Source organism: Massilia horti (assembly GCF_004614195.1).
GTDB classification, from domain to species: Bacteria; Pseudomonadota; Gammaproteobacteria; order Burkholderiales; family Burkholderiaceae_D; genus Telluria; species Telluria horti.
Genome location: NZ_SPUM01000139.1, coordinates 26,534 through 37,258 on the forward strand (window position 1 = coordinate 26,534; position 10,725 = coordinate 37,258).

14 protein-coding genes are annotated in these 10,725 nt (G+C 63.6%); 4 read left to right on the plus strand and 10 right to left on the minus strand.

All coding sequences use genetic code 11. The features are described 5' to 3' along the window. Positions 1–194: 194 nt before the first annotated feature. Entirely contained in the window at positions 195–398 is a 204-nt protein-coding gene (locus E4O92_RS21460) for a cold-shock protein (protein ID WP_135191704.1), read from the plus strand. Positions 399–448: 50 nt separating this feature from the next. Here E4O92_RS21460 and E4O92_RS21465 read toward each other — a convergent pair whose 3' ends face one another. Continuing rightward, the gene (locus tag E4O92_RS21465; RefSeq protein WP_135191705.1) at positions 449–766 is read right to left on the minus strand and encodes a hypothetical protein; all 318 of its coding nucleotides are present in this window, start codon (positions 764–766) and stop codon (positions 449–451) included. A 115-nt stretch (positions 767–881) separates the two neighbouring features. Next, on the minus strand, positions 882–2,135 hold the full coding sequence (icd, locus tag E4O92_RS21470; protein ID WP_135191706.1) for an NADP-dependent isocitrate dehydrogenase: 1,254 nt from the start codon (positions 2,133–2,135) through the stop codon (positions 882–884). A gap of 218 nt (positions 2,136–2,353) precedes the next feature. On the opposite strand from icd, the gene E4O92_RS21475 reads away from it, so the two are divergent. Both E4O92_RS21475 and E4O92_RS24945 read left to right on the plus strand, forming a co-directional pair. After that, positions 2,354–2,932 carry a pseudouridine synthase gene (locus E4O92_RS21475; RefSeq protein ID WP_135191707.1) on the plus strand — a complete coding sequence of 193 codons (579 nt, stop codon included), beginning with the start codon at positions 2,354–2,356 and terminating at the stop codon, positions 2,930–2,932. A gap of 114 nt (positions 2,933–3,046) precedes the next feature. Next, positions 3,047–3,283, plus strand: a complete 237-nt coding sequence (locus E4O92_RS24945) for a hypothetical protein (RefSeq protein ID WP_167759856.1) — start codon at positions 3,047–3,049, stop codon at positions 3,281–3,283. A gap of 306 nt (positions 3,284–3,589) precedes the next feature. Here the strand turns inward: E4O92_RS24945 and rpsT are convergent, their stop codons facing one another. After that, positions 3,590–3,862: a 30S ribosomal protein S20 gene (rpsT, locus tag E4O92_RS21480; protein WP_135191708.1), complete on the minus strand. Its 273-nt coding sequence runs from the start codon at positions 3,860–3,862 to the stop codon at positions 3,590–3,592. Between the two features lie 228 nt (positions 3,863–4,090). Between rpsT and murJ the strand changes: the two genes are divergently transcribed. Next, positions 4,091–5,635 carry a murein biosynthesis integral membrane protein MurJ gene (gene murJ / locus E4O92_RS21485; protein ID WP_135191709.1) on the plus strand — a complete coding sequence of 515 codons (1,545 nt, stop codon included), beginning with the start codon at positions 4,091–4,093 and terminating at the stop codon, positions 5,633–5,635. A 58-nt stretch (positions 5,636–5,693) separates the two neighbouring features. Here murJ and E4O92_RS21490 read toward each other — a convergent pair whose 3' ends face one another. The 7 genes from E4O92_RS21490 to E4O92_RS21520 form a co-directional block, all read right to left on the minus strand. Next, positions 5,694–6,425: a type II secretion system protein gene (locus E4O92_RS21490; protein ID WP_135191710.1), complete on the minus strand. Its 732-nt coding sequence runs from the start codon at positions 6,423–6,425 to the stop codon at positions 5,694–5,696. Positions 6,426–6,427: 2 nt separating this feature from the next. Then, a complete protein-coding gene (locus E4O92_RS21495; protein WP_135191711.1) occupies positions 6,428–6,817 on the minus strand; it encodes a type II secretion system protein in 390 nt (129 codons plus the stop codon). Positions 6,818–6,822: 5 nt separating this feature from the next. Then, positions 6,823–7,287, minus strand: coding sequence for a type II secretion system protein (locus tag E4O92_RS21500; RefSeq protein ID WP_135191712.1), 465 nt, complete (start codon positions 7,285–7,287; stop codon positions 6,823–6,825). A gap of 17 nt (positions 7,288–7,304) precedes the next feature. Beyond that, positions 7,305–9,212, minus strand: coding sequence for a secretin GspD/PilQ domain-containing protein (locus tag E4O92_RS21505; RefSeq protein ID WP_135191713.1), 1,908 nt, complete (start codon positions 9,210–9,212; stop codon positions 7,305–7,307). Beyond that, positions 9,212–9,745, minus strand: a complete 534-nt coding sequence (locus E4O92_RS21510; protein WP_135191714.1) for a hypothetical protein — start codon at positions 9,743–9,745, stop codon at positions 9,212–9,214. The genes E4O92_RS21505 and E4O92_RS21510 overlap by 1 nt, the downstream gene beginning before the upstream one ends. Beyond that, positions 9,742–10,314 carry a hypothetical protein gene (locus E4O92_RS21515; RefSeq protein ID WP_135191715.1) on the minus strand — a complete coding sequence of 191 codons (573 nt, stop codon included), beginning with the start codon at positions 10,312–10,314 and terminating at the stop codon, positions 9,742–9,744. The genes E4O92_RS21510 and E4O92_RS21515 overlap by 4 nt, the downstream gene beginning before the upstream one ends. Beyond that, positions 10,311–10,725, minus strand: a 415-nt coding sequence (locus E4O92_RS21520; protein WP_135191716.1) for a PilN domain-containing protein, incomplete at its 5' end; no start/stop codon positions are given. The genes E4O92_RS21515 and E4O92_RS21520, both read right to left, overlap by 4 nt.

The window sequence follows — 10,725 nt, forward strand, 5'->3', positions numbered from 1 at the left end:
GCCTGACGAAGGTGTGGAAAAAGATGCAACACTCGTTCAAAAGCGCTTGACTTCAAAGATTATTCCACCAACAATGCAGACATTGACATTGTACTTATTGTACGTGTCGATAAGAGTGAGCAGGCTGAGGAGGGGGCAAGGAAGCTTCTTGCTTTTATGGCTCGTGATATTTGTTTTTATCTGAAAGTTCTTTTATGGCAACTGGTACTGTAAAATGGTTCAATGATTCCAAAGGTTTTGGCTTCATCACTCCTGATGATGGCGGTGAGGATCTGTTCGCGCACTTCTCTGCAATCAATATGGCCGGTTTTAAGACCCTCAAAGAAGGTCAAAAAGTCCAATTCGAAGTCACGCAAGGCCCTAAAGGCAAGCAAGCTTCCAATATCCAGGGCATGTAATTTCCGTCTGGAAGTAAAAAACCCCGCCGCAGCGGGGTTTTTTTTCGTCCCTACTGTTCCTGCGCACCAGCGCGTCCCAGCAGTTCCATGATCGCCGCCTTCAGCGCGAGCGCCTCCCCTGCTGCCGCGGCCACCTCGCCTGAAGGCACCTGTCCGGCCGCCTCGCCCACAATGGCACGGTAGCGTTCGGCAAGTTGCCGCAGGCGCCCTTCCAGTTCCGCGGCGCAAGCAGCAATGCGCGGATCGGCATGCCGGCAATGCCGCTGCAATTCATCCCGGTGGCTTTGGATGAATGCAAACATATAAATGAATCTGCCAATCTCTTCATAATGCGCGCGGTCGCGCGCCAAAGCGTCAGCACCAGTCATGTCGCCTCCCTGTCGGCCAAGTATTTAACGGCATCGGGAACAAGTCAACAAAAAAGCCCCGCCTTCATTGAAAGCGGGGCTTTGCAAGCTGGGCCGGATAAGCCCTGTACTAGAATTACATATTTTCGATCATTACATCGCCGAAGCCCGAGCACGACACCTGGGTCGCGCCTTCCATCAGGCGGGCGAAGTCATACGTGACCTTCTTCGACTGGATGGCTTTCTCCATCGAGCTGATGATCAGGTCGGCAGCTTCGGTCCAGCCCATGTGGCGTAGCATCATTTCGGCCGACAGGATCAGCGAACCCGGGTTCACGTAGTCCTTGCCTGCGTACTTCGGCGCGGTGCCGTGGGTCGCTTCGAACATCGCGACCGTGTCCGACATGTTGGCGCCCGGGGCGATGCCGATACCGCCCACCTGTGCGGCCAGCGCGTCGGAGATGTAGTCGCCGTTCAGGTTCAGGGTGGCGATCACGCTGTACTCTGCCGGGCGCAGCAGGATCTGTTGCAGGAACGCGTCAGCGATCGAATCCTTGACGATGATCTCGCGACCGGTCTTCGGATTCTTGAACTTGCACCACGGGCCGCCATCGATCAGCTCGGCGCCGAATTCGCGCTGGGCCAGCGCGTAGCCCCAGTCACGGAAGCCACCTTCGGTGTACTTCATGATGTTGCCCTTGTGCACCAGGGTGACCGACGGCTTGTCGTGCTCGATCGCGTACTGGATCGCGCGGCGCACCAGGCGCTCGGTGCCTTCCTGCGAAACCGGCTTGATGCCGATGCCCGAGGTCTGCGGAAAGCGGATCTTCTTGACGCCCATTTCGTTGATCAGGAAGTCGATGACCTTCTTGGCGCCGTCCGAACCGGCCGCCCATTCGATGCCGGCGTAGATGTCTTCCGAGTTCTCGCGGAAGATGACCATGTCGGTCTTCTCAGGCTCTTTCAGCGGCGAAGGCACGCCGGTGAAGTAGCGTACCGGGCGCAGGCAGACGTACAGGTCCAGTTCCTGGCGCAGCGCGACGTTGAGCGAACGGATGCCGCCGCCAACCGGGGTGGTCAGCGGACCCTTGATCGAGACGACGTATTCGCGCAACGCTTCCAGGGTCTCTTCCGGCAGCCAGACGTCCGGGCCGTAGACCTTGGTTGCCTTCTCGCCTGCGTAGATTTCCATCCAGCTGATCTTGCGCTTGCCGGCGTAGGCCTTCTTCACAGCCGCGTCAACGACCTTGATCATCACCGGCGTGATGTCGACACCGGTACCGTCGCCCTCGATGAAAGGCAGGATCGGGGTGTCAGATACGTTCAGCGAATAATCCGCGTTGACGGTGACTTTCTGGCCGTCAGCAGGTACTTTGATATGTTGGTACATCGTGTTCTCCGAAGTGGACGCATGGCCGGGCTGGCCCCACCGTGGTGTCAGTCAGGCATCGTCTGCGATCTCAGTTACAATTATGACTACGGCTGTTGGTCTTCTATAAGACATAAGACGCGCGTTTCGCATTATGCACCAGTATTTTGACTGGCGCTACAGCTTTAACATACCAATCAACCGCCCCGAAGGCTGATATTCTGCTCCAAAAGGCCGCCATGCCCCTCATTCTGTTCAACAAACCTTTCCAGGTACTATGCCAGTTCTCGCCCCAGCCGGGGCGCGCCACCCTGGCCGACTACCTGGATGTTCCCAACATCTACCCCGCCGGACGGCTCGATGCCGACAGTGAAGGCCTGTTGCTGCTGACCGACGACGGCAAGCTGCAACATGCGATCGCCCACCCCGACAAGAAGGAAGCCAAGACCTACCTGGTGCAGGTCGAGGGCGTCGCCGACGCGCAAACGCTGGCGCGGCTGCAGGCGCCGCTTAACCTGGGCGACTTTGTCACCAAGCCATGCCAGGCAGTGCGCATCGCCGAGCCGGACTGGCTGTGGGCGCGCAACCCGCCGATCCGCATGCGTCAGGATAAACCGACGAGCTGGATTGCGATCACTTTAGAAGAAGGAAAGAACCGCCAGGTACGACGCATGACGGCCGCGGTCGGTCTGCCGACGCTGCGCCTGGTGCGCAGCAGTATTGGTCCATTCTCGCTAGCAACTCATCCGCTGATGCCTGGCGAGTGGACCGAAGTGCCGGCCGCGGCAGTCATGGGCGCCAAACAGCGGCGGGGATAACGCTGTGAAAAATTTCGGTTTGGACAGAGAAAACTGTCAACGCTGGAAAAAGGCCTCGCGTTAATGGAACAGATTCATCGTTGAATCTTGTTTCTTAACCCAAAGGAAATCGCCATGTCCAAACTTCTCGCTGCCCTGGTTGCCTCCCTGTTTGCCGCTTCCGCTTTTGCTGCCGCACCGGCTGCACCAGCCGCTCCGGCCACCCCGGCTGCTGCTGCCGCGCCTGCTGCTCCCGCCGCTGCTGCCGCCCCGGCCGCCGATCCGGCTGCCGCTCCCGCACCGGCGAAGAAGATGAAGAAGGCCAAGAAAGCCAAGGACGCCGCTGCGGCCGCCCCGGCAGAAACCAAGTAAGCCGATCTGGCTTACAGAATCAAGGCAGGCATGTCCTGCCTTTTTTTGCGCCCGTTTTTTTGTGGCTATATCACGGCGGCGCAAGGGCGTAGGGTTCGCACCGGTGCGCACGCGGTACGTGTGCATACCGGAGCTAACGGCATTCAACCGTACCGCGTGCGCACAGGTGCGCACCCTACGGCGTACGTAGCCCACGCAGGAGCGACGGAGCAACCCGCCAGCAAAAAAACCCGCCGGACCAAAGTCGGGCGGGTCTTTCTTCCACTATACTGCCGGCGCAGCCCTCAGGCGCGCCAGGGTCCGGCCTTAGGCGGCGACGGACAGTGCCTTCAGGGCAGCAGCCAGGCGGCTCTTGTGACGAGCGGCCTTGTTCTTGTGGATGATTTTCTTGTCAGCGATGCTGTCGATGGTCGACACAGACTGCTGGAAGATCTGGGTTGCCGCAGCTTTGTCGCCAGCCTGGATAGCCTTGCGGACGGCCTTGATTGCGGTGCGCAGGGTCGAGCGCTGGGCGGAGTTGTGAGCGTTTTGCTTAACTGCTTGGCGAGCGCGCTTGCGCGCTTGTGCGGTATTTGCCATGGAATTTCCTAAATCGGGGTCAAGTTACTGCAAACATTAAGCTTGTCAAACCGGAGCGCCACGCTCCGTGCCACATTCCAGTGCCTGTCAAACATTAGTGTCTGCTAACAGAATTCAGTTCAGCCCACGATTATAGCCGAGGATTCCCTCCAGGGCAATTTAAAATTCACGCACCCGTCCAGCATGATTGGCCCGATGCAATCCTTTGCCCCGCTATAATCTCGGGCCATGAACCTTCTTAAGACCCTGGCAGCCATCTCGAGCATGACGATGCTGTCCCGTATCACCGGACTGCTGCGCGAGAGCCTGTTTGCCCGGGCCTTTGGCGCCTCGGCCTATACCGACGCCTTCATCATTGCGTTTCGCATCCCCAACCTGCTGCGCCGGCTGTTTGCCGAAGGCGCGTTCTCGCAGGCCTTCGTGCCCATCCTGTCCGAATACAAGACACAGCATGGCGAAAATGCCACACGCGGGCTGGTCGACCATGTCGCCAACACGCTGGTCTGGGCCACGGTGGCAACCAGCGTCGTGGGCATCATCGCCACCCCGGTGATCCTGACACTGATCGCCAGCGGCCTGGAATCGGGCGCGTTCGACGCCTCGGTGCTGATGACGCGCCTGATGTTCCCCTACATCGCGTGCATGTCGTTCGTCGCGCTGGCCGGCGGCGTTCTCAACACCTGGCGCGAGTTCAAGATTCCCGCCTTTACCCCGGTGCTGCTGAACCTGGCATTCATCTTCGCCTCGGTGGTGCTGGTGCGCTATTTTCATCAGCCGATCTATGCGATGGCGGTCGCGGTGTGCGTCGGCGGCTTGCTGCAGGTCGGTATCCAGATCCCGGCGCTGGTGCGGATCGGCATGCTGCCGCGCCTGTCGCTCAAGCCCCTGGCCGGGCTGCGCGACCCCGGCGTGCGCCGCATCCTGCAAAAGATGGGGCCGGCCGTGTTCGCGGTGTCCGCCGCCCAGATCAGCCTTTTGATCAATACCAGCATCGCTGCGCGCCTGGGCGCGGGCAGCGTGTCGGCGCTGCAGTATGCGGACCGGTTGATGGAATTCCCGACCGCGATGCTGGGGGTGGCGCTGGGCACGATCCTGCTGCCCAACCTGTCGAAGGCCAATGCGGACGGCGATGCGGACGAATATTCGGCCCTGCTGCACTGGGGCCTGCGCCTGACCTTCCTGCTGGCGCTGCCGGCGGCGGTCGGCATGGCGGCGATGGCCGTGCCGCTGATCGCCACGCTGTTCAACTACGGCGCCTTCCAGTCCGAAACGATTCTAGCCGCCGCGCTGCCGCTGATGGCCTACAGCGCGGGGCTGGTCGGCATCATCCTGGTCAAGACGCTGGCTCCGGCATTCTATGCGCGCCAGGACATCCGCACCCCGGTGCGTATCGCGGTCGGCGTGCTGGTCGGCACACAGCTGATGAACCTCGTGTTCGTGCCGCTCCTGGGCGTGGCGGGCCTGGCCCTGTCGATCGGCCTGGGCGCCTGCATCAACGCCCTGTTCCTGTATTCCGGACTGCGTCAGCGCGGTATCTACGTGCCGCAAGGCGGCTGGGGCCCGTTCTTCGCCAGGCTGCTGGTGGCGGTGCTGGTGATGGGCCTGGTTGCCTGGTTCTGCCAGGCGCAGCTCGACTGGGCTGCCATGCGCGCCCATCCGTGGCTGCGCGTGGGTGCGCTGCTGGGGATCATCAGCATCTGCGGGGCCGTGTATTTTGCGGTGCTGTTCGCGCTTGGCTTTAGGCTGCGCGACTTCAAACGCCGGGCCAAGTAAGAGCAAACGCTGCGCAACCGTACAGCGTGCGCACAGGTCCTCGCCGGCCGCGCGCCCCCTACGATGTTTCGCTTTCAGCAGGATGCGCACGCGGGGCGTTGTCACCCTCTTTTGGCGGGTCGGCAGCATCGGCGGGTGGCTCGGCTTCGGACTGTTCGCTTGGCTCCGGTGGCGTGGGCGGATTGGGCTTATCGCGCGGCTCGGGCGCCTGTGACGCGTGGTCCGGCTGGACGGGCGCTTTCACTGCCTGCTCGGGCGGAATCAACGGGTTGGACCCGGGCGTGGCCGAGGGGGCAAGCGGCTGCTGCACGCCCTGCCCGTTCGCGGTGAACTTCCAGTCCGAGATGTGCTCCTTGTTTTCGAAGTTCTGGAAGCGGGCGTCGAAGTTGGCCACCTTGAGCGGCTTTGCACTCGACAGGCTGTACACCGCCAGTACGCCCACGCGATCGCCCTCATAGAGGATTCCCCATTCCGCCTTGCCGGTCACCGGATCGACGAATATCTTGCGCAGGTGGCGGTGCACGCCCGGAAAACGCGAGTCCTTCAGCAGTTCCTGCAAGGTCGGCGGCGGCAGCTTCGGCTGGCCCTTGGGCGTTGCGTCGGCATAGCTTTGCAGCGCGGCGCTGAATGCGGCGCCGATTTCAAGCAGTTCCTCCTCGGCGGCGGCGCGCCGCAGCAGCGCATCGACCTTGAGCGCCGCGGCGCCAACCAGGCCAATAATCGTGAGCAGGATGATGAGGCCAAGGTAGGTAAAACCGGCCTCGCGCCGTGGCTCCCTGGGCTGCTGCATCGCTACCAGTCCTGGTACGGCACGCCGTTGCGGCCATTGCCGGGGGCGCCGCTCCTGATGTTGTAGACCGCGCCCTTGCTGCCATCTTCGGGCGGTATGATGACCCAGCTCGTGGCGCTGTCGGCAACCGGATCGACCGGCAGGTTGCGCAGGTATTTTTTTTCGACCAGTTCGTCGAGCGAGTCCGGGTAGCGGCCGGTGTCGGAGTAATACTGGTCGATGACGGCGCGCGTGTTGCGCAGGTTGTCGGCCAGGATGGTCTCTTTGGCGCTGTCGACGCTGGGGAAATAACGCGGCACCGCCAGCGTGAGCAGCAGCGCGACGATGGCAAGGACGACCAGCAGTTCGATGAGGGTGAAGGCGTGCCGGTAGCGGGGGCGGAATGGGCGCATGCGGATCACCAGCGGCTGTAGGGGATGCCGTTCAGCCCAAGCTTGGGCGAGAGCGAATAGACGTCGTACACGTCCTCCCCTTCCTTCGGGTCGTTCGCTTCGCTGGCGTAGCTGCGCTTGCCCCAGGTTTGCGCGTCCGCCAGTTCCGCGTCCGCGTTGAACGGGTCGCGCGGCAGGCGGCGCATAAAGAATATCTTGGCGTGCTTGGGACTGCGCTGATCGGCGACACCATCGACCAGCAGCTCAAGCCTGGACGGATAGCCGGACGCGCCGATATCCTTCTTGATGCGGCCCTCGTCGCTGGCCTTCTTGTAGGCGTCGATCCCCTGGCGGATTTCGCGCAGCGCGCGCCGCAGTTCCTGTTCGTTGCGGCGCTGCGTGGTCACCTGCGCGACCGGCACCACGAGCGTGCCGAGCAGGGCCAGGATCACGAGCGTGACCAGCAATTCGATCAGGGTAAAGCCGCGCAAGGGTCAACTCCGCTTCATCACTGCTGCACGGGCGCCGGCGGCGGCGTGACCGGGGTGACTTGCACGCCGGGCGCAAGCTGGGCTTGCGGCAGCGCCGCCGGCGCGCTGGCCGGCCGCACAGGCACCTGGGAAGGAATCTGCGGCAGCACGGTAGCCGGCCGCGCCGAGTTATCCGGACTGCGGCGGAAGCTCGATTCGGTCCCCGCGCTGAACTCCGAGGCGGACGCCGGAGGGCGCTGGATGTTCCGGATCAGGTGCGGCGTGATCGACAGCACCACCTCGGTCTTGTCGTTGGAGTCGCGGCTGCTGCCGAACAACCGGCCCAGCACCGGCAGGCTGCCCACGCCGGGGACCTTGCTGCCGCTGGCGCGGTCCTCGCTCTTGATCAGGCCCGCGAGCACCTGGTTCTCGCCATCCTTCAGCTGGAGCATGGTAGTGGCCGAGCGGTTGCCGATCCGGTAGAAAACGCCGCCCTGCTTGCTCGTCACCGTGTCGATCAGGTTGCTCACCTCGAGCGAAATCCGGATGCCGACTTCGTCGTTCAGGTAGACGACCGGTTCGACGTTCAGGGTCAGGCCGACGTCGACATAGTTCACCGATTCGGACGCGAAGCCGCCCACGCCCGAGGACACAGTGGTCGTGATCGTCGGCAGTTTGTCGCCGATGACGACCTTGGCCTTTTCCTTGTTGCGTACGCGGATGCGCGGATTGGCGAGCGTGTTCGAGTCGCCGTCGGTCTTGTTGGCCCTGACCGTCGCGCTCACGCCCGTTACGCCAATGCGCGTGCCGTTCAGGTTGCGCAGCTGGTCGACCGTCACCGCCGCGGCGTCCTTGGTCAGCAGCGGCGCGAAGGCCAGCGACGACGGCCAGTCCACCCCCAGCTCCATGAGTCGGCTGCGCTGGACCTCGAGCACCTCGACGTCGAGCATCACCTCGGGTTCCGGTACGTCCTGCAGCGCCACCAGCTGGCTGGCGAGCTTGATCGCCTCCGGGCTGTCGCGCAGGATCACGAGGTTGAGCTTTTCGTCGACCACCACGTCGCGTGACTTGAGGATGGTCTTGAAGGTGTTGGCGATGTTCTTGGCGTCCGCGTTCGCGAGGAAGAAGGTCTTGACCTTCATCTCCTGATAGTCCTTGAGCTTGGTCGGTATGTTCGGGTAGATCAGGATCGTGTTCCCGTCCATCACCTGGCGCTCGAGCTGGTTGGTCATCAAGAGGAAGTACACCGCCGCTTCGACCGTGCTGTTCTTCAGGAAGATCGAGGCGCGCTGGTCGGGCTTGACGTCCTTGTCGAACACGAAGTTCAGGCCCGCATGGCGCGAGATGACCTCGAAGATCTGCTTGAGCGGCGCGTCGCGGAACTCCAGGCTGATCGGCTTGCGGAAGGCCGCGCCCAGGACCGCCTCGGCGCTGGGCGTGGCGCTCATCTCACTGACTTGCTCGAGCAGCTTGCGCGCGTCTTCGTGCGTCGGCCGCTCCGTCAGGATCGCATTGACCTTCTGCCGAGCGAGTTCGTAATCCTTCTTCTCGAACGCGCTGGCGGCATCGGCAAGCATCACCGCCTGGCGCCGGTCGGCCTCGACCGCGCGCAGGCCGGCGCGCGCGCGCTCGTTGGCCGGATCGAAACCGAGCACACGCCGGAAGTCCTGCATCGCCAAATCGGGCTTGCCGTCGGCCAGTTCGCGGTCGGCCTGCTCCAGCAGGCGCACCGCGGCCGTGTCGCGGGCACGCAGGTAGGCCGCGCGGTAGACCGCGTTGTCCGGCTCGGCCGCCACCGCTTCCTGGTACTTCAGCAATCCGGCCGCGACCTGGTCCTGCGCCAGCAAGGCGGTACCCTCGCGGTAGGCCTTCTGAGCGGCGCAGCCGGCCAGTGCCAGCGCAATTAAGGTGGCGCCGAACAGCTTGATAAGTCGATGACGAGCCATCAGTCGAACACTCCAATATTGAGCTGCTGAACCTGGTTCAGCGGCAGGTAAGTCAGGGTCAGGATCGGCGGCTTGATCGCGTCCACGCGGTACATCCCGTCGATCACCTCCTTTTCGCGCACGATGTAGGTACGGTCGCCGCGCGCCAGGTACACCTCCCAGGCGCCGTCGCTGACCGATTTGCCGATGAAGGTGAAAGGCAGCGGTGGCGCGGCCGGCGGAGGTGGCGGCGGGGGCGGCGGCGGCGGCGGGGGCGGCGGTGTCCAGTCGTGGCGCCCGAACAGGTCGCTGTCGCCATCCTTGAACTGGTCCGCGCCGGCGCCGATCAGCGATTCACGTGCGACCACGCGCAGGATCACCGGTCCGTCATGCGCGGCCTGCCTGGCGTCCGGGCGGGCGTCGGCAACGGGCGCGGCGCGCGGCGCGCGCGCCACCGGCTCGGCCACTTGCGACTCCGGCGTCTTGTCGCCAAATGCGGCAAGGCCGGCGGCAACCGCCAGAACGCCGCCCAACAGCAGATGGCGCGGTTTCATTGCCCGCCTCCGCGTGGCGCATCGGTCAGATACAACGTCAGCCGCATGCGCGCCTCGACGTTTGCCTCGCCGATCGCGTCGCGCCGGAAGCTGATTTCGTCGAGCGAGGCGAACGGGATCGCCAACAGCGCGTCCATCGCGAACTGCCAGAGCGCGCGGTAGCTGCCCTTGAGCGGCAGGTTCACCTGGTAGGTGTAGACGCGCGCATTGCGGTCGTAGCCCATCTTGTATTCGCCATCGTGCAGCACCAGACCGGCTTTCGAAGCCAGGCCGAACAGGGACCTGACCTGCTGTTCGGCATAGCGCCGCTCGCCCAGGGCGTCATAGAAGGCGGCGAGATTCTGGTTGGCGGTAGCCGGCGGCGCGGCCTTGACCACGGGCGGCGGCAACGCCGCCATGCGGCGCGCGAGGTCGTGCTGGCGCGCCAGCAGGTCGCGCGCCTGCACCAGCCAGAGCAGGAGTGCGATGGCGAGAACGAGCAGCAGCGCGGCGCCTGCCGCGACCGGGCTCCAGCTTGACGCCAGCAGCCGCGCGCGCAGCCAAATTGAGGCCAGCGGCATGGTTTTCATTGTGCCCTCCACTGCGCGTCGACCTGAAAGCGGATCGGGCGGTTCGGATCCTGGTCATTGATCTCGTGGCGCGCCAGCGACACGCTGGTGAACCAGTCCTGGCTCGCCAATTGCTGGACGTAGTCGATCATCTCGTCGCTGCCGCGCGCTTCCGCCGTGATGCGCAGGCTGCGCTTGCGCGCATCGGGCTCCAGTGCCAGCAGCGCCACGTGCGGGGGCGTTGCGGCCTGCACCGCATCGCGCAGGGCGCGCCACGGCAGGTTCAGTTGCAAGATGGCGGTATTGACCGCGTTCGCCTGTTCCGTCGGCACCGGCGGCTGGTGCACGGCGACCTGAACCACCGCCGGAGCACGGGTGCGCCGATCACCACCCAGCTGCCGCGCGGCGTCATCCCCGATCATTACGACATCT

Bases quoted from the DNA above. Each gene is read 5' to 3' on its own strand.
- E4O92_RS21460 (WP_135191704.1), top strand. From the start codon at position 195: ATGGCAACTGGTACTGTAAAATGGTTCAATGATTCCAAAGGTTTTGGC.
- E4O92_RS21465 (WP_135191705.1), bottom strand. From the start codon at position 766: ATGACTGGTGCTGACGCTTTGGCGCGCGACCGCGCGCATTATGAAGAG.
- icd (WP_135191706.1), bottom strand. From the start codon at position 2,135: ATGTACCAACATATCAAAGTACCTGCTGACGGCCAGAAAGTCACCGTC.
- E4O92_RS21475 (WP_135191707.1), top strand. From the start codon at position 2,354: ATGCCCCTCATTCTGTTCAACAAACCTTTCCAGGTACTATGCCAGTTC.
- E4O92_RS24945 (WP_167759856.1), top strand. From the start codon at position 3,047: ATGTCCAAACTTCTCGCTGCCCTGGTTGCCTCCCTGTTTGCCGCTTCC.
- rpsT (WP_135191708.1), bottom strand. From the start codon at position 3,862: ATGGCAAATACCGCACAAGCGCGCAAGCGCGCTCGCCAAGCAGTTAAG.
- murJ (WP_135191709.1), top strand. From the start codon at position 4,091: ATGAACCTTCTTAAGACCCTGGCAGCCATCTCGAGCATGACGATGCTG.
- E4O92_RS21490 (WP_135191710.1), bottom strand. From the start codon at position 6,425: ATGCAGCAGCCCAGGGAGCCACGGCGCGAGGCCGGTTTTACCTACCTT.
- E4O92_RS21495 (WP_135191711.1), bottom strand. From the start codon at position 6,817: ATGCGCCCATTCCGCCCCCGCTACCGGCACGCCTTCACCCTCATCGAA.
- E4O92_RS21505 (WP_135191713.1), bottom strand. From the start codon at position 9,212: ATGGCTCGTCATCGACTTATCAAGCTGTTCGGCGCCACCTTAATTGCG.
- E4O92_RS21510 (WP_135191714.1), bottom strand. From the start codon at position 9,745: ATGAAACCGCGCCATCTGCTGTTGGGCGGCGTTCTGGCGGTTGCCGCC.
- E4O92_RS21515 (WP_135191715.1), bottom strand. From the start codon at position 10,314: ATGAAAACCATGCCGCTGGCCTCAATTTGGCTGCGCGCGCGGCTGCTG.